General features: G+C 42.6%; 16 protein-coding genes and 1 pseudogene. 11 read left to right on the top strand and 6 right to left on the bottom strand.

Annotation, left to right across the window (positions count from 1 at the left end):
* Nucleotides 1–14 precede the first annotated feature (14 nt).
* Genes WA256_RS08895 through WA256_RS08880 form a run of 4 tightly spaced genes read left to right on the top strand, consistent with a single transcriptional unit; the run spans nucleotide 15 to nucleotide 4,292 of the window.
* Nucleotides 15–938, top strand: coding sequence for an ROK family protein (locus WA256_RS08895; protein WP_063529024.1), 924 nt, complete (start codon nucleotides 15–17; stop codon nucleotides 936–938).
* Nucleotides 916–2,079 carry an N-acetylglucosamine-6-phosphate deacetylase gene (gene nagA, locus WA256_RS08890; protein ID WP_335990623.1) on the top strand — a complete coding sequence of 388 codons (1,164 nt, stop codon included), beginning with the start codon at nucleotides 916–918 and terminating at the stop codon, nucleotides 2,077–2,079. Before WA256_RS08895 ends, nagA begins: the two co-directional genes overlap by 23 nt.
* A 13-nt stretch (nucleotides 2,080–2,092) precedes the next feature.
* Nucleotides 2,093–3,787, top strand: a complete 1,695-nt coding sequence (locus WA256_RS08885) for a GMC family oxidoreductase (protein ID WP_335990621.1) — start codon at nucleotides 2,093–2,095, stop codon at nucleotides 3,785–3,787.
* Nucleotides 3,780–4,292 (top strand): hypothetical protein, encoded by a 513-nt coding sequence (locus tag WA256_RS08880; RefSeq protein WP_335990619.1) that lies wholly within the window; start codon nucleotides 3,780–3,782, stop codon nucleotides 4,290–4,292. Before WA256_RS08885 ends, WA256_RS08880 begins: the two co-directional genes overlap by 8 nt.
* Nucleotides 4,293–4,322: 30 nt before the next feature.
* On the opposite strand, the gene WA256_RS08875 is transcribed toward WA256_RS08880, so the two are convergent.
* Nucleotides 4,323–5,654, bottom strand: coding sequence for a sugar MFS transporter (locus WA256_RS08875; protein WP_335990617.1), 1,332 nt, complete (start codon nucleotides 5,652–5,654; stop codon nucleotides 4,323–4,325).
* Nucleotides 5,655–5,814: 160 nt separating this feature from the next.
* Between WA256_RS08875 and agaR the strand changes: the two genes are divergently transcribed.
* The 3 genes and pseudogenes from agaR to tatA form a co-directional block, all read left to right on the top strand.
* Complete coding sequence (agaR, locus tag WA256_RS08870; protein ID WP_248528251.1) at nucleotides 5,815–6,579, top strand: transcriptional repressor AgaR; 765 nt, start codon at nucleotides 5,815–5,817, stop codon at nucleotides 6,577–6,579.
* 315 nt (nucleotides 6,580–6,894) lie between these two features.
* Nucleotides 6,895–9,711, top strand: coding sequence for a TonB-dependent receptor (locus WA256_RS08865; protein WP_335990614.1), 2,817 nt, complete (start codon nucleotides 6,895–6,897; stop codon nucleotides 9,709–9,711).
* Between the two features lie 54 nt (nucleotides 9,712–9,765).
* A pseudogene (gene tatA / locus WA256_RS08860) lies at nucleotides 9,766–9,915 on the top strand (twin-arginine translocase TatA/TatE family subunit); the annotation flags it as partial.
* An 18-nt stretch (nucleotides 9,916–9,933) separates the two neighbouring features.
* On the opposite strand, the gene WA256_RS08855 reads toward tatA, so the two are convergent.
* Nucleotides 9,934–11,013 (bottom strand): mechanosensitive ion channel family protein, encoded by a 1,080-nt coding sequence (locus WA256_RS08855; protein ID WP_063528954.1) that lies wholly within the window; start codon nucleotides 11,011–11,013, stop codon nucleotides 9,934–9,936.
* 122 nt (nucleotides 11,014–11,135) lie between these two features.
* Here WA256_RS08855 and WA256_RS08850 point away from each other — a divergent pair, with 122 nt between their 5' ends.
* The 3 genes from WA256_RS08850 to WA256_RS08840 all read left to right on the top strand — a co-directional run bounded on the left by WA256_RS08850 (nucleotide 11,136) and on the right by WA256_RS08840 (nucleotide 14,010).
* Nucleotides 11,136–12,098, top strand: coding sequence for a YihY/virulence factor BrkB family protein (locus WA256_RS08850; protein ID WP_130166195.1), 963 nt, complete (start codon nucleotides 11,136–11,138; stop codon nucleotides 12,096–12,098).
* A gap of 88 nt (nucleotides 12,099–12,186) precedes the next feature.
* On the top strand, nucleotides 12,187–13,029 hold the full coding sequence (locus tag WA256_RS08845; RefSeq protein ID WP_335990609.1) for a pirin family protein: 843 nt from the start codon (nucleotides 12,187–12,189) through the stop codon (nucleotides 13,027–13,029).
* 9 nt (nucleotides 13,030–13,038) lie between these two features.
* The gene (locus tag WA256_RS08840) at nucleotides 13,039–14,010 is read left to right on the top strand and encodes a glutathione S-transferase family protein (protein ID WP_063527973.1); all 972 of its coding nucleotides are present in this window, start codon (nucleotides 13,039–13,041) and stop codon (nucleotides 14,008–14,010) included.
* Nucleotides 14,011–14,050: 40 nt separating this feature from the next.
* Here the strand turns inward: WA256_RS08840 and WA256_RS08835 are convergent, their stop codons facing one another.
* The 4 genes from WA256_RS08835 to WA256_RS08820 form a co-directional block, all read right to left on the bottom strand.
* Complete coding sequence (locus tag WA256_RS08835) at nucleotides 14,051–14,626, bottom strand: AAA family ATPase (protein ID WP_335990606.1); 576 nt, start codon at nucleotides 14,624–14,626, stop codon at nucleotides 14,051–14,053.
* Nucleotides 14,627–14,715: 89 nt separating this feature from the next.
* A complete protein-coding gene (locus tag WA256_RS08830) occupies nucleotides 14,716–14,973 on the bottom strand; it encodes a hypothetical protein (RefSeq protein ID WP_054561060.1) in 258 nt (85 codons plus the stop codon).
* Nucleotides 14,973–15,419: a hypothetical protein gene (locus WA256_RS08825; RefSeq protein WP_062566497.1), complete on the bottom strand. Its 447-nt coding sequence runs from the start codon at nucleotides 15,417–15,419 to the stop codon at nucleotides 14,973–14,975. Before WA256_RS08825 ends, WA256_RS08830 begins: the two co-directional genes overlap by 1 nt.
* A gap of 5 nt (nucleotides 15,420–15,424) precedes the next feature.
* Nucleotides 15,425–15,766 (bottom strand): hypothetical protein, encoded by a 342-nt coding sequence (locus WA256_RS08820; RefSeq protein ID WP_054561058.1) that lies wholly within the window; start codon nucleotides 15,764–15,766, stop codon nucleotides 15,425–15,427.
* 460 nt (nucleotides 15,767–16,226) lie between these two features.
* On the opposite strand from WA256_RS08820, the gene mraZ reads away from it, so the two are divergent.
* The gene (gene mraZ, locus WA256_RS08815; RefSeq protein WP_054552739.1) at nucleotides 16,227–16,685 is read left to right on the top strand and encodes a division/cell wall cluster transcriptional repressor MraZ; all 459 of its coding nucleotides are present in this window, start codon (nucleotides 16,227–16,229) and stop codon (nucleotides 16,683–16,685) included.
* Nucleotides 16,686–16,696: the final 11 nt, after the last annotated feature.

Below are 16,696 nucleotides of genomic sequence, written 5' to 3'. Positions count from 1 at the left end.
GTGTTGGGTAAAGTATGGCTGTTTACGGACTCGATATTGGTGGTACAAAAATAGAGACCGCCATTTTTAATGATAATTTAGAGCAACAGCAAAGTTGGCGTATTACTACGCCAACGGATGACTATCAGCAATTTTTGCACGCAATTTATCAGCAGGTAATTAAAGCCGATGAGCTATCGGGTTGCCAAGGTGCGGTGGGCATCGGTATGCCAGGTATCGTTAATGATGAAGGTAAAGTGCTGTCGGCTAATGTGCCGTGTGCCACAGGTAAAGTGATTGCCAACGATCTTCAAGCATTATTAAAACGCCCTGTTGCGATATTAAATGACACCCGGTGTTTCGCTTTATCAGAAGCAAATGGCGGAGCTGGTGAAGGTTATAGCAGAGTATTCGGTGCCATTGTTGGCACTGGTGCGGCGGGCGGTATGTGTATTGATGGAACCTTGTTTAACCAAGGTTTGGGCATGTCAGGGGAGTACGGCCATTTACCACTGTCTGCGTATCTACAACAAAAATACCAGCTGCCTGTTTTGAAATGCGGCTGTGGTTTAAATGGCTGTGTAGAAAGTTATATTGCAGGGCCCGGCGTACAAACCTTGTACCAGCATATTACGCAATCTCCTAAATCAGCGATTGAATGGGCAAACGATATCAAACGTGGTGATGAACAAGCCTTAAAGGTGCTTGCCTGTTACTTAGATATTCTTGGCGAAACCTTTGCTGCTATTAGTAAAAGTTTGCACCCAGAAGTAATTGTGCTTGGGGGCGGGTTGTCGCTCATTGATGCAATAGTAGAAAAACTCCCTGACGCGATTCAAACTCATTTATTTTCAGGTTTTGCCGTGCCAGAAGTGAAGCGCGCAAAATTTGGTGATTCTAGCGGCGTAAGAGGCGCTGCAATAATAGGAAGTGTTCATGCTAATTCCAACGCATCTTAATCGTTATTACTTAAAAGCCGCAAAAGTTGTTACTGCTGATGCGGTTTTACTCGATCACGTGGTCTTGGTCGAGCAAGGTAAAATTACTGCCATTACTACGCAAATAGCGCCCGAGGTCGAGGTAATTGATTTAGGTGAGCACAGTTTATTTCCGGGCTTTATCGATTTACATATTCATGGCCGGGAAGGCTGCGATATTATGGACGGCACCCCAGAATCACTAGAGACTATTTCTCGTTCTTTAGCAAAGCATGGCGTAACGGGTTTTGTTGGCACAACGGTGACTGCAGACTGGGACATCTCAATTCAAGCTTATAAAAATATGGCGAGTGCGTATCAAAAAGGCTTGGCTGGAGCGCAGTTGCTAGGGGCTTATAACGAAGGTTTATTCTTTGCCGAAGCGCATAAAGGCGCGCATAACGAGTCATTTTTTTTAGAGCTTACTAAACAGCGATTTGATGAAATTTATGCCGCATGTGAAGGTTGCTTAAGCTCATTTGCGTTAGCGCCAGAACTACTTAAATCCCCCGACATGATCCGCTATATCACCGATAAGGGTGTGCGTGTGATGCTGGGTCATACAGATGCTAATTTTGAGCAAACAACACAAGCTCTTGCTCATGGAGCCTGCGGTGGTGTGCATATTTTTAATGGTATGCGCGGTATTCATCATCGTGATCCCGGCTGTACTGGCGCATTACTGATGGACAACGATGCCATGGTTGAGCTTATTCCTGATGGTATTCATTTGCATCCGAGCATCATGAACATGGTTTACCGTTTAAAAGGGGCAGATAAAATTGCTCTGATCACAGACTGTGTGAGCGCCGGAGGCTTACAAGATGGTCGCTACCGTTTAGGTGAGCTTCCTATTGTGGTTGAGCAAGGTGTTGCAAGAACTGAGAGCGGCTCTTTAGCAGGCAGTACATTAACCATGGAAGTTGGCGTTGAGCGCTTTTATAACCTAACCGACGCAAGCCTAGTCGAAGCAACTAACATGGCCAGTTTAGTACCCGCTGAGTTTTTAAATAAAGCGGAGCAAATAGGCAGTATTGCGGTAGGTAAACAGGCTAATTTTGCCCTGCTCGATAAAGACTTTTCTGTTCAAGCAACAATCTGTGCGGGTAAGCAAATCTTTTAAAAGTTAAGTGAGAATGCAGGCAAAAGTATTCGATGCCATTGTTATTGGCAGTGGCATTACTGGCGGCTGGGCTGCTAAAGAACTGACCGAAAATGGGCTCAATGTACTGCTGCTGGAACGTGGCAGGCAGGTTGTGCATGGTACTGACTATATCACTGCCTTTAAAGAAGATTGGCAACTGCCATTTCGCGACAGGCCCAGCTTGCTAGAAAAGCGCAACCAAGCTAAACAAGCACGCACTGGCTATGCCACCAAGCAATCAATAAAACACTGGTTTGTGAATGATTTGCAGCACCCTTATCAAGAATCACAGCGTTTTGATTGGATCAGAGGGTATCATCTTGGTGGGCGCTCATTAACTTGGGGGCGGCAATGCTTGCGCCTCAGTGATATAGATTTTGCAGCCAACAAACAAGATGGTCACGGCGTTGATTGGCCTGTGCGCTATCAAGATATTGCGCCTTGGTACGATAAAGTTGAAGCCTACATCGGGGTTATTGGCGAAGCGCTGAACTTACCTCAGCTACCAGATGGACCTTACTTACCTCCTTTTGCGCTTAATGCCGTAGAGCAGCAGCTTAAACAAAGTTTATTAACTCACTACACTAATCGGCACCTCACCATCGGGCGAGTTGCGCATTTAACTGAGGTAAAGCCTGAGCAAGGTCGTGCTCCATGCAGCAAGCGCAACCGCTGTATGCGAGGTTGTCCAACCGGTAGTTATTTTAGTAGTTTAGCCTCGACCTTACCTGCAGCGATGCGTACTGGGCGACTCACGATTCAGACTCACTCCATTGCCAAAGAGATTATTTACAATCCAGAAAGCGGGCAAGCCACAGGTGTGAAAGTAATTGATGCTGAATCTAAAAAAGAGCGTATCGAGCGAGCGAACATCATTTTTTGCTGTGCATCAACGGTAGCCACAACAGCCTTGTTATTAAATTCAACCTCTGCACGTTTTCCTAATGGCTTAGGGAACGATAGTGGAGAGCTTGGTCATAACCTCATGGATCACCATTTTAGGGTTGGCGCAACGGGTGAACCAAAAGGTTTTGCTGATGACTTTAATGATGGCGACAGACCCGTAGGCTTTCATATTCCGCGTTTTCGAAACCTTGATGATAACGAGCAGCATAGCTTTATTCGCGGCTATGGCTATCAAGGATACGCAACACGCAAAGATTGGCGGCGGGGCTTTAAAGAACTTAGCTTTGGTAAGGCTTTTCGAGAAGAACTTGCCAAACCTGGGCCTTGGCAAGTTGCATTGATAGGCTTTGGTGAATGCCTGCCTTATCATCGTAATAAAATGAGCTTAGATCCGGTATTAAAAGATCAATGGGGATTACCTTTAGTTAATTTTGATTGCCAATTTGCAGAAAACGAGCAGCGCATGCGCGAGGATATGAAAGCACAAGCCGTCGAGATGCTAAGCAAAGCTGGTTATCAAAATGTGCAAGCGTACGATAAAGGCTCAGCGCCGGGGCAGGCCATCCATGAAATGGGAACTGCGCGCATGGGGCATGATGCTGCAAGCTCTGTGCTTAATTGTTACAACCAAATTCACAGTGTGCGTAATGTCTATGTCACTGACGGCTCGTTTATGTGCTCGTCGGGTTATCAAAACCCTTCGTTAACCTATATGGCATTTACTGCAAGAGCCGCCGATCACGCTGTACGGCATTATCAAAACGGGGTGTTCAATGGCTGATTTACAAAGGCGAAATGCGATTAAATGTTTAGCTGCATTATTCGGTGCGGCTATTACGCCAGTGGCTGCGACTCAGCTATTTGATAAAGTGAATGACAATCATTTTGAGGTGCTTAAATCTGAAGCGCATCGGGATGTGGTCACGCACATGCAGGCGGTTATTTTAGAACTGGAGTCAAATGAACAGCTGTATTTTAATTTAGTCGCTTTCACAGATTTAATGCTAGCAAATACACTAACTACGACTGAGCGTACGGCATGCTTAAAAGGCGCAGATCTGATTGCAGAAGGTGCTCTTTCATCGTCGCAATTAGCAGATAAACTCACAGGTTTATTTACTATTTCTTCACTGCAGCAACAGCGCATAATAGCGCAGCAAGCCTTACCTCTTTCAGATGTGAGCCCTGATAAGCGTGACGAGTATTTAATTTATAAGTGTATTTTTACCGTGCGTGAACTTTTGCTACTGGGCTATTTCACATCAGAAAAATTGCAGGCTAGTTAAATATTAAAACAACTAAGCCTGCCCATGTTGTTACTTACGCCAACTTGTTAGTTTGTGACCAATCAGTGCGTAATAAAGAATAAACGCATAGCAAGGGATCAACAGATAGTAAGCTTGTTGTGCATTGCCCGTATATTCTGCAAATACACCGTATACCAAAGGCAATAGCGCGCCACCTGAAATCCCCATAATCAGTAATGCCGCGCCGGTTTGGGTTTTATCGCCAAGATTTGCAAGGGCCATTGGCCAAATGGTCGGCCATACCAGCGCATTCGATAAGCCAAGTAATGCAACAAATAACACGGTATCAGGAAAACTGTTATCAGCAAGCCAAAAGAGCACAAAATTCGAAATCGCAGTTTGTTGCGGATTAATTAAAATGATACTAAGTGAAAACACACAACCACTTAACGCGGAAAATATCAGCGCCTGTTGCTGACTAAAAAAGCGAGGAATTAACACGATACCTAAAACATAACCCAGCACCATAAAGCCCATGGTGTAAGAGGTGAGTTCTGCGAACTGCAACACCCCTTGTTCTTTGCCGTAAAGGCCAATGGTGTCGCCAGCAATGACTTCTGCACCTATGTAAAAGAATAGGGCTATCACGCCTAAAACTAAGTGCGGAAATTGCAGGACTGATTTACTCTCGCTGTTGTTGCTGGTTTTTGGTTGTTCAATATCAGGTAGCGGGGCCAGCATGATTAACGCCGCTAATATTGCTAATGCGATTGCCATTACAAGGTAAGGAGTAATTAAACGATTAGCCAGTTCTTGTAACTGTAATTGCTTTTGAATGCTGTTTAATTGAGCCAGAGCTTCTGGGCTAAAGTTGGCAATGTCGCTAAATACAATCGCTGAGAAGAGCAATGGAGCCACCACACCAGCACTCTTATTGAGAATACCCATAATGCTAATGCGCACGGCTGCTGTGTCTTTAGAGCCAATAAGCACGATGTAAGGATTCGCAGCGGTTTGTAATAAGGTAAGGCCGCTACCTAAAGTAAATAAGGCAACCAAAAACAACCAGTAAGCCTGAATTTGTGCCGCAGGAATAAACAACAGTGCACCAAATGCCATGGTACCTAAACCAAACGACATACCATGCTTATAGCTGAATATTTGCAAAATCTTAGCGCTTGGCAGTGCCATCACGGTATAGGCGATATAAAACACCAGTGTCACCATGTAAGCTTCAATATGGTTGAGATCGCAGACCATTTGTAAAAATGGGATCAAGGAGCCGTTAAGCCAAGTTATAAAACCAAATAAGAAAAACAAGCCACCTATAATCATCATAGGCAGTAATTGCGTGCGATTGGTGTGTTCTGTTTGCTCTAACAGTGAGCTTTGTGTTGTCATTTTTGTCACCAAAGAAGTTTGTTGTGAAATAATCATAAAACAAAATTCGTAAGTTTTGAAAGTTTTATTTTATTTCGAAACTAAATTTGGCTTTGAAACTGTAAATTGTGTAATATTGAACTACAAATTTGAAAGCAGCTATTAAAACAACAGGCCAGCTATGCTAACCACAATAGAAAGAAGACAAAAAATCGTCCTGATGACCGAGGAAAATGGCAAAGTAAATGTTAAAGATCTTGCAAAGACCTTTGATATTTCGGAGGTTAGCATTCGCCATGATCTTAACGAGCTCGGTAAACGAGGCTTAGTTGTCCGTTCACGTGGTGGGGCAATTGCCTGCGATAAATTGGCTAAAGAGCTTTCGGTAAAAGATAAGCATAACGAAAACTACGCAGTGAAAGTGTTATTAGCGAAAGCTGTGGCAAGTTTGGTTGATGATGGCGATTCATTGATTATTGATTCTGGTACCACCACAGAAGAAGTTGCCAAAGCATTAACCAATAAGCAGGGCCTTACTGTGATGACAAACGGCCTTAATATTGCCCATGTACTGGCTGATATTGAAGATGCAAATGTGTTTATGCTGGGTGGGCAATTACGAAAGAAATCAATGTCTTTTTACTCAAATGAAGTCGAGCAAGCACTTAGTAAATATAACTTTAAAAAGGTTATTTTAGGGGTTGATGGTATCGACTCAGAAGCAGGGATCACCACTCATTATGAGCCCGAGGCAATGCTGAATCGCACCATGTGCACCCGCGCAGATAAAGTCATTGCAGTCACTGATTCAAGTAAATTTGGTAAGCGTGCTTTGTATAATGTATTGCCGCTTAAATCAATCGATGTGCTGGTCACCGACAAAGATATGCCGGCAGAGTTCGTTGAATCATTAACGAGCTTAGGTATCGAAGTGATTACCGTTTAACTCTCTAGTTAAATAGAACTATTGAAAGGTGGCTTTTGCCGCCTTTTTTATTGTTCGTAAAAACCGAATCTCCCCACCGAAAAGAAAATCTTCAGAAAAAATCATTATCGTAACTTTCGAAATTAACTCCCCATCTTTAAAGGCATGCGAAGCCATTTTTGCTGTTTTTGAAACTTAATTCGTAACTATCGAAAGTTTCACTAGGTAATTAATTGTTGCCAGTTTGTTTCATTTTGTTATAGATTAAATATAAGGCCTTACTCATTACCATTTTTATGGTGAAAAAATCTGAACATTTAAAAACAGGAAATCATCATGGCAACAACAACTAGAAAAAAATATTTGAGCGTGCTGATAAGCTCGATTTTGGCCTCATCAGTCAGTTTCGCTGCGACGGCCCAGCAACAAGAAAACGATAGTAAGGCCGAAGAGGATGTTGAGGTTATTGAAGTTACAGGGATCCGTAGCAGTATTAAAGAATCAAACTTTCGAAAGAAAGAAGCAACGACGGTTGTTGATGTCGTTGTCGCTGATGACATCGGTAAGTTCCCCGATGAAAACTTAGCTGAAGCATTGCAGCGTATTCCGGGCATCACCATTACTCGTAATGGCGGTGAGGGGCAAAATATTTTAGTCCGTGGTTTAGGTGGCGGCTACAACATTACCACGTTGAATGGTCGTAAACTGGCTTCTGAAAACTCAGGCCGCGACTTTAACTTTGATACGATTGCTTCAGAGTTAGTGGGGGCACTACAAGTGTATAAGTCACCAGAAGCACGCTTAATTGAAGGGGGGATTGGTGCGGTCGTTGATATCGAAACTCGTAAACCACTAGACCAAGATGGCTTTACCTTGAGCGCTTCAGCAAAAGGGATTTATGAATCTCGAACAGGCGATGTACACCCGCATGCTTCATTCATCATCGGTGACAACTTTAATGATGATACTTTTGGTGTGCTTTTCTCGGGTGCGTATTCTAAGAAAACCTTACGTGCAGACACATACTCGGCAAGCGGTTTTTTTGACGAAGAAGAAGGTTGGGGGGCAGACAGCGCAGGTGTGCCAGTCGACATGAACGGCAACGGAGAAATTGATGGGCAAAGTGAAATATTTGCCTCAAAAATCCCGAGTTACATGTATTTTGCCAACGCGCAGGATGTGCGTGAACGCGTCGGTGCGACGTTAGCAATGCAATGGCGCCCAACAGATACCCTAGACATTAACTTTGATGCTCTTTATTCACGTTACAACACCGATGGTCATCGTTATCAAATCGGTTTTGTTAACTATGATGAAAGCTGGACGCCAGGCACGCCAGTGTTTACTGATGCAGAATTTGATGACACAGGCCGTGTAGTATCAATGACGCAAACCGGTAACACCATGGTGGAGCTACTCAACTTAACCAACCCACGTAAAACCGATACTTATCAGTTTGCCCTTAATGCTAAGTGGTATCCAATGGATGGCCTAACACTGGCTGTGGATGTTGCCCATTCAAAAGCGAAAAACGAAAATGGTGGTGATAACCGCTTTATTGTTGCGCGTGGTTTTATTGACTCGATTGGGATTGATTACACCACAGGTAATATGTTGCCGGATGTGACCTTATCGCCGGGCTTAACTGCGGATCAATCTTACGGTGCACACTATAGCCGTAATACAGGTACTGGGGTTGAAGACACGGTTAATGACTTTAAGTTTACTGGGACGTTTGTGCCAGAAAGCGATTTAGTTACCCGTGTTGATTTTGGTTTAACTTACCTTGAACAAACGAAGAGCCAGCTTGAATATGCATCTAAAAATGCCAGCCAATTCAGTAATGGTGGTCAGTATTTAGAGCGCGATGGCTATGAATTTGATGACAGCACAGTAGTGAATGTGGGTGACTTTAACCTCTTTGAAATCCCAAGTGATGTGTTTGTTGAGGCGAATTTCGATAACTTCTTAGAAGGCGAAAGTAGCATTACACCAGAGCCGTGGCCAAGTTTCGATTACGATAAGTTACTTGCTTATTATCGTTCAATAAATGCAGAAGCGACCGATAAGAGCATTGTTGCATCGCTAAATTCATCGGGTACTTATGAGGTAACCGAAGAAGTCCTTACCGCATATGCGCAAGTGACGCTCGAAAGCAGTCTTGCAAATATGCCGTATATGTTAAACGTTGGTATTCGCGGCTCGCAAACAGAAGTGAGCTCTAAAGGGTCGGTTTATGATCTATCGTTAATTGACTTACAAGAAGATGGTAAACCACTTGAAAATGGTTGGCGCGAAACTGTTGAGCAATCATTTAAAGGGGATTACAGCAACATTTTACCAAGCATGAACTTTAAGCTTAGTATTACCGATGATTTAATTTACCGCTTCTCTGCGGCACAAGTGATTAGCCGCCCATCTTTAAGCTACTTACGTCCGTGGCTTGCGCCAAATTTTGATACGTATCGTGAAGGTTTACCACAACTTTCTATGGGTGATTCGTCGTTAACACCTGAAGAAGCTAATCAAGCTGATATGACTTTAGAGTGGTACTTTGAAGACAGTAGCTCGTTAAGTGGTGGGGTGTTTGTCAAAGACCTGAAATCATTTATCGATTACGTCGAAAGCCCAGTTGAAATCGAAGGTGTGCGTTACTTTGCATCTTACCCAGGTAAGAGTGAATATGGTGCAACTATTAAAGGGGCTGAGTTTGCTTATCAGCAGTCGCTTGAAAACTTACTACCCGAACCTTTCAATGGCCTAGGCTTTCAGCTTAACTACACCTATGTTGACAGTAGTTACGATGAACCAGAGCTAAAAGAATCAGGTTTGCCATTTAGAGGCATGTCGAAAAACTCATATAACGCCGTGGTTTACTATGAGCAATATGGTTTCCAAGCACGTTTAGCGTATAACTGGCGCAGCAAGTTCTTGTCGGATCCTGATGCATGGGGTGGTCCATATTGGATCTCTGATTATGGTCAGTTAGATGCCAGCATGAGCTATAATATCAGTGACCAATTCACAGTGTTTGCCGAAGCAACGAACTTAACTAATGAACGTTATTGGGGTTACACCAAGCGTACTGACCAAGTGAGTTACCTTGAGCGTTTTGGTACTCAAGTAGCCTTGGGTGTTCGAGCTAGTTTCTAATTTTAGTGTTTTACAAGCGCCTGTAAGGGCGCTTTTATTTTAAATGAGGTTGTTATGGCAGGAATTAGTGTTTGGCAATTAGTCATTATTGCTGCAATTGTGGTGCTGTTATTTGGCACAAAAAAATTATCTCGAATAGGTGGAGATTTAGGGACGTCAGTCAAAGGGTTTAAGCGTGCTATGCAAGATAAACCCAATGATGAAACCTAGTTCTCAAGTACCTTAAATTATATTGCTACCCTGTTCAGGGTCGCGAGATTGATCCGCTTGTTCGCGAATATCATCGGCATCACTGCTAACGTCATCAAGGCTATGGTCGTCGAGTGATTTTGCTGTTTTTGGCTCTGCGCTTACATTATTGTCTGGCTGCTCGGTCTCGTTCTCGCTATTTAAAATAATTCGCTCGCGAGCATCATCAGGCATGCTGATTTGCTCTGCTAAATAGGTATTGACCAGCTCTCGCATTAACTGTGAGGCCACTTTAATAGTACTGTGTTCGTTACTATTAACCCAAAAATAAATGGTTAGATTTAAAGTCGCTGAGCCTAAAGAATCAATTAACACTTGGCTTGGCGGATCACTAATAACAGCAGGGTTTTGATTAACCACTTTCATTGCTAATTGTTGGGCATAGCGAATGTCATTATCGTAGCCAATGCCAACGTTAAAGTGACCTCGCATTTTAGGATTTGCGGTGAGGTTTTTAATGACGTTTTTATAGACGGTCGCATTGGGAATTTGAATGTGATTACCATCAAAATCAACCAAGGTGGTGGCTCGAGCCGTAACCTTTTTAACTACCCCTAAACGACCATCAACTTCTATCACATCATCAATACGAAAAGGGCGCTGCACACTAAGCAGCATACTTGAAATAAAGTTTTCGGCGATATCGCGAAAAGCAAAACCTAAAATAAGCCCGACTAAGCCAGTACCACTCATAATCGCCACGGCAAAACTGGTGAGTCCAGCAAGACGCAAAAATAAGTACACCCCAAACAAGATGATAATGATGCTAAAAAAGCGCCTAGTCACCACATGCAAAAGTTTACTTTCACTGACAAAGCCAAGTGGTTTGATTAATAAATACGATAAAGGGCGGGCTAAAAAGTAGCAAACAATGATGGCTACAATACCGAGTGTCAGTGCAGGTAACATTTGCCATGTAGTATGTAAAAACTGCGTAATTTGAGAGTTTAAGTCTTGCCAAGATAAGCTCTCAGGGATTGCTTGCGATGTTACTGAAACTGTCGGTGTAAACAAACTAGCCAATTGATTTTTAATAAGTAAATAATAATTCATCGCACCGCTCCATGGACCTTTGTACTGTTTTTATAAGCTTAGCTTAATGCAATTCAGACGCCATTATTACTGGCAAGTTGTTTGCAGCTTGAGAGTGATTAAAGCAATTTTTTAGGTCGCTTATGAGTAAGGACAACCGAGGTTACCAAGCTCGCTCACCAATGGAGATCCCAATGCGAGGCTGGTGGGATATCTGCAAGCGGGTTTATCACAACCTATCACAAGACAATTTATCTTTTGTGGCGGCAGGCGTGGCATTTTATGCTCTGTTGGCTATTTTCCCTGCGCTGGCGGCTATTGTCTCTGTGTATGCATATTTTGCCTCGCCAACAGATATTTATGATCAGCTTGATAAAGTGATTGCCATTTTACCTGAAAGTAGCCGTGACATCATTTTGCTACAGGTTAGTGGTATCACTCAGCAATCGCAAAAGGTATTGAGTGCCAGTGCCATAGGTACTTTATTATTGACTGTTTGGAGTAGCAGCAAAGGCTGCCAAGCATTGATCACTGCCTGCAACATTACTTATCATCAGCGCAATAAGCGCCAGTTTTTTATGGCATTAGTGGTGCGTTTTTTATTTTCGTTAGGTGCTATTGTGGTTGCGCTGGTGGCGTTATTGATCATTGGTATTTTGCCAATAGTGCTTAACTTAGTTGGCTTAACTGAGCTTATCGATTTAATGATTCAGCTTATTACTTGGCCACTATTAGCCATTATTTTTAATTGCGCTTTAGCATTTTTATATCGTTATGCACCGCATAGAACGCCTGCCAAATGGCGCTGGATCACCCCAGGCTCAATGCTTGCCACCTTACTGTGGATCATCGCATCAATCGGTTTTTCATATTATGTATCGCAATTTGCAAGTTATAACGAAACTTACGGATCGTTAGGTGGTGTGGTGATCATGTTGATGTGGCTTTATATCAGCGCATACATCATTATTTTTGGTGCCGCCATTAATGCCAGTGCCGAGCAACAAACCTTAGTCGATAGCACCATAGGGCCAGAGAAAGAAGTTGGAGAGCGGGGTGCTACAGTGGCTGATAGATTAACCAGACAACAAAATGAGCATTCTTAAAAATAGAATGATTAGCGCTAATTTTACTCATGGTTGTTAGTTAAATTAGCGCCTACAATCATTTCATACAATTTACGGGAGTAAAGTTATGAAAGTGATTCAACAATTAAATAGTCATGCCACACAAGATGGTGACGGCGTAAACATCAGTCGTATTCCTGGCTTTGATGGCAAGTATTTAGACCCTTTTTTAATGATCGATGAGCTTAAGTCAGATGATCACAGTGATTTTATGGGGGGCTTTCCTGCGCATCCTCACCGCGGTATCGAAACCTTTACTTATATTATTAAAGGTGGCTTTGAGCACCAAGATCAAATGGGTAACAAAAAAGCGATCCGTGCTGGTGATGTGCAGTGGATGAGTACCGGTTTTGGTGTGATCCACAGTGAAATGCCATTAGCAGATGCTAAAGAAGGCATGCACGGTTTTCAGATTTGGCTCAATATGCCAAGTGCCGAGAAACTAAGAGCACCACGTTATCAAGATACCACAGAAGCGCCAGCACCAACGACTCAAAATGAGCAAGGGGTTGAGCTTAAAGCGTTGGCAGGAAGCTGGCAGTTTGCCGGTGAAAAGCAGGACTCTAGCCTACAAGAGCTCGCCGCTGATGGCATGCTTGCTGATGTGACTTTACCGGCTGGTACGCAGTTTTACCATGCACCATTAGCGCAAACTAAGGTGATGATTTATATCCATACTGGAGAAATTCATACTGAACAGGGCGGTCCAGTTAAAGCTGGCAGCTTATTGATTTTAGAGCCTGGCAGTAACATTGAGTTTAACTCGCAAACTGGTGCTGGGGCGTTGATCCTAGCCGGTGAGCCGCTTAAGCAACCAATCGCTCATATGGGCCCGTTTGTAATGACAACCCAAGCTGAGTTACAGCAAGCAGTGCGTGACTATCAGATAGGTAAATTTGGCACACTATAGGAGGTTATTGTGGGATTACTAGTAAATGGCCAATGGCAAGATAAATGGTACGACACCGATAACAATCAAGGTGAGTTCAAACGTGAGGCAGCCCAGTTACGTAACTGGGTTACCGAAGATGGCAGTGCAGGGCAAAGTGGTGATGCGGGCTTTAAAGCTGAGAAAGGTCGTTACCATCTTTATGTCTCTTTAGCTTGCCCTTGGGCTCATCGCACTTTGATTTTTCGCCATTTAAAAGGCCTTGAAGATTATATCAGTGTGTCGGTTGTAAGTCCTGACATGCTAGAGCATGGCTGGACCTTTGATAAAGACAATCACAGCACCGGTGATGCACTTTTCGATAGCGAATTTATGCATCAAATTTATACGCGTAACAAAGCCGATTATTCAGGTCGTGTTACGGTTCCCGTGCTTTGGGATAAAAAAACGCAGCGTATTGTTAGCAACGAATCTGCTGAAATTATCAGAATGTTTAATAGCGCGTTTAATGCCCTAACAGGTAATGAACGTGACTTTTATCCGCAATCGTTACGTTCTGAAATTGATGAAGTTAATGAGTTTGTTTATCACAACATTAATAATGGGGTGTATCGTGCAGGCTTTGCGACAACGCAAGAAGCTTACACGGAAGCCTTTGATGATCTCTTTGCTGCTCTAGATAAGATTGAGCAACGCTTAACAGCTAATCGTTATTTAGTGGGTGATACATTGACTGAGGCCGACTGGCGTTTATTTACCACTTTAATTCGCTTCGACAGTGTTTATGTGGGCCACTTTAAATGTAATTTGCGTACTATTGAGAGCTATCCGGCGATCAGCAACTATTTACGTGAGTTATATCAAATTGAAGGTGTAAGTAAGACCGTTGATTTTTATCATATAAAACGTCATTACTATTTTAGCCACACCATGATCAACCCAACTCAAGTTGTGCCAAAAGGGCCTGATATAGACTACGCTCGACCACATAATCGTGGTTAATAGACTCTGATAACTAACAGTTTAATGACTGATTAAGCTGTTAGTTATAACTATCCATGACCTTGCGGATAGTGTCGATGCCAAACATCACCTTTTGAATAAATGACTCTGAACTTTTCACTAAATTAAAGTTAGGGTGCTGTGACCAAACAGCTTGCAGTTTGTCATCAAGCAAAATAGCTTGCTGATCAGATTCGTTTCTAACAGGGTTATTAGAATGAATACTTTGCCCAGACTTAGCAGCTGTTTCAAAAAAGATCACTGCATCATACTGGTTAAGTTCGATTTCTAGGCTGGTGTCTAAACACTGAAAAAACTCATCTTGCTCACCGGGCCAATAGGCAAGCCCATCTAAACTACCACGATCGCAAAGCATTAAACGATCTGGGTGCATGGTTCGCTGAATATGTTCAAGGTGTTTTTGTAAGCTGAAGATAGCTTGTTGGTGAGCTTTAATGAGGTGAGTTGCATCACCACGTTCTACACCACCGCTGAATAGCATGGTCGCAGACTCTGGTACAACAACAATTTGATTAGAAAATTCACGTCTTAATAGATCGATGGCTGTTGTTTTACCACCGCCTGGGCCGCCTGTTAATACAATCCTTTTTTTCACCTTACATTCTCACAAATTGCTCGTTTGTGTTTAAGGTAATGAAAATAGGTGGCAAAGAGAAGTAAAAAGCAAACATTACATGATAAAGATCACAACAAACGCAGTAACCAGCTGAAGCGGCTGACTTGTTTCAATTTACCGTCTTTGTGGTCTGAGTTATTAAGTGCTTCGTAGCCCATTCCCGCAGTGAAGGCACTGGCAATACCTACTTTACTTACTGCAAAGCGTTTTAAACGGTATTTGAATGCTTGATGGTGTTGACGTTTAAGCTCATCTTGTAGATCCATTTGTTGGCTTAGTTCAGTCACTCTGTGCTGTGGTTTATTAATAAAATAATCAATTAACATCATTCATCCTTATTAATATTAAATAATTGACGAACGCTTTTTAGCGTGTGATCAAAGCCTATCTTACTACTTACATAACCAATATTTTTCCAAAGCCATGCAAGGCATATCAGTTGTAATGCAATCAATGAAATAGCGGCTAACCACAATGATTGGCTAAAGCTAAATATTGCGATACCGACAGTAGCAAGTAGACCAGCCCAAAGTAGCACCAAGCCGCCTGCAAAACAGACGAGTAGGATGATCGTTAAGGCGAGTGAGCGTGTTGATAAGCGCCACTCAGCAGCTGCAAGCTTTTTACAAGTTCCAGTTTGTTCACGGTAGTCAATGTATAGCTGTTTGCCGTAATCAGATAATTTAGCAAGATGATCTTGCCACTGATCAGCGTTTAACGGCTGTTCAGTGGCATCTTGCGTTTTCTCATCTGTGGATTGAGAAGACTGCATAACAATTACTTACGACGAATAAGAGCAGTTACTAACATGCCTGCAGCAAAGGCAATACCTGCTGTTGCAAGTGGGTTTTCTGATGCAAGCTTACGAGTTTTACCACTGTACTCATTAATTTTAGCGCGTGCTACAGCTTGCTTTTCAGAAAGCGTTTGAGCAGAGCTCGATGCGCCTTGGCGAACACTATGTTCAGCACTTGCTGCACGAGTTGAAAGTGCATCAACAGCGTGATGTGCTGCTTCAGTTGCTTTTTCTGTGAATGGCGCCTCTACTTGAGCCGCGTTCGAGTTTGCACTGCTATTAGTTTCTGTGCTTGAATTCGATTTAGAAGTTGCGGTAGTCATAATCATTCCTTAAAAATTGCCATTTAATTGGTATCTAACCTATCGCAACCTTCATACCAAATAATAAAAATTAACTTTTTCAATGCGTTATAATTTTTAATCAGCCATTGGAGGGAGAACATTCGTAACTCTTGCAGGGTGATTAAGTAAAAATTACAACATTCGATAATTTTGTAATTATTCATTGGTTATTCATTAACCATTTTTCCCTAATACATCGCCAAGAAAATTGAAAAAATATTTTTTTTCGATGTTTTCCACTTTTTCCCACGTAATTCATAGGCTTTGCTTGAGGCCTTATTTTTTCTGGCTTCACAAGGCGCTTATGATGATCTGCTTACTTGACAAAATGGCTTGTCAAGCCCTAAACTGGAGCACTGTGGTAAAAAGTGGTTTTTAGTGGATCAAACTGGATCGGAAATAATCATTAACGATTAACAACCTATTTTTAAGGCAAGTTATGTTTCGGGGTGCGAGCTCTCTGAGTTTGGATGATAAAGGACGCTTTGCGGTACCGACTAAGTACCGAGATGCGATCTTGTCTGAAGATCAGGGAACGGTTATCTGCACCGTGGCCTTAAATGAACCTTGTTTGTGGTTATACCCGCTAGCAGAATGGCTCGAAATTGAAGAACGATTATTAAAAATTTCGAACATGAATCCACGCGCTCGCCGTATGCAACGTATGCTGCTCGGTAACGCTACAGAGTATCAACTAGATAAAAATGGCCGAATTTTGCTGGCGCCGTCGTTACGCGCACATGCAGAACTTGGAAAAAAAATCATGTTGGTTGGCTTGATGAACAAGTTTGAAATTTGGGATGAAGATCGTTGGCATGAACAAATGCGCCAAGATACTGAAATTGAACGCCTAGGCGATTTTGAGGCGAATCCTGAGTTCGATAATTTCTCACTCTAACCACAATAATA

The sequence above is a fragment of the Pseudoalteromonas sp. CH_XMU1449-3 genome, assembly GCF_037027245.1.
GTDB lineage: Bacteria > Pseudomonadota > Gammaproteobacteria > Enterobacterales > Alteromonadaceae > Pseudoalteromonas > Pseudoalteromonas shioyasakiensis.
This window is presented reverse-complemented; position numbering and strand designations above follow the sequence as displayed.

What these genes read in the sequence shown, in the direction of transcription:
- WA256_RS08820 (WP_054561058.1), bottom strand. Translation starts at nt 15,766, where the DNA reads ATGACTACCGCAACTTCTAAATCGAATTCAAGCACAGAAACTAATAGC.
- WA256_RS08885 (WP_335990621.1), top strand. Translation starts at nt 2,093, where the DNA reads ATGCAGGCAAAAGTATTCGATGCCATTGTTATTGGCAGTGGCATTACT.
- WA256_RS08830 (WP_054561060.1), bottom strand. Translation starts at nt 14,973, where the DNA reads ATGTTAATTGATTATTTTATTAATAAACCACAGCACAGAGTGACTGAA.
- WA256_RS08880 (WP_335990619.1), top strand. Translation starts at nt 3,780, where the DNA reads ATGGCTGATTTACAAAGGCGAAATGCGATTAAATGTTTAGCTGCATTA.
- WA256_RS08825 (WP_062566497.1), bottom strand. Translation starts at nt 15,419, where the DNA reads ATGCAGTCTTCTCAATCCACAGATGAGAAAACGCAAGATGCCACTGAA.
- WA256_RS08865 (WP_335990614.1), top strand. Translation starts at nt 6,895, where the DNA reads ATGGCAACAACAACTAGAAAAAAATATTTGAGCGTGCTGATAAGCTCG.
- WA256_RS08895 (WP_063529024.1), top strand. Translation starts at nt 15, where the DNA reads ATGGCTGTTTACGGACTCGATATTGGTGGTACAAAAATAGAGACCGCC.
- WA256_RS08845 (WP_335990609.1), top strand. Translation starts at nt 12,187, where the DNA reads ATGAAAGTGATTCAACAATTAAATAGTCATGCCACACAAGATGGTGAC.
- mraZ (WP_054552739.1), top strand. Translation starts at nt 16,227, where the DNA reads ATGTTTCGGGGTGCGAGCTCTCTGAGTTTGGATGATAAAGGACGCTTT.
- agaR (WP_248528251.1), top strand. Translation starts at nt 5,815, where the DNA reads ATGCTAACCACAATAGAAAGAAGACAAAAAATCGTCCTGATGACCGAG.
- nagA (WP_335990623.1), top strand. Translation starts at nt 916, where the DNA reads ATGCTAATTCCAACGCATCTTAATCGTTATTACTTAAAAGCCGCAAAA.
- WA256_RS08855 (WP_063528954.1), bottom strand. Translation starts at nt 11,013, where the DNA reads ATGAATTATTATTTACTTATTAAAAATCAATTGGCTAGTTTGTTTACA.
- WA256_RS08850 (WP_130166195.1), top strand. Translation starts at nt 11,136, where the DNA reads ATGAGTAAGGACAACCGAGGTTACCAAGCTCGCTCACCAATGGAGATC.
- WA256_RS08875 (WP_335990617.1), bottom strand. Translation starts at nt 5,654, where the DNA reads ATGACAACACAAAGCTCACTGTTAGAGCAAACAGAACACACCAATCGC.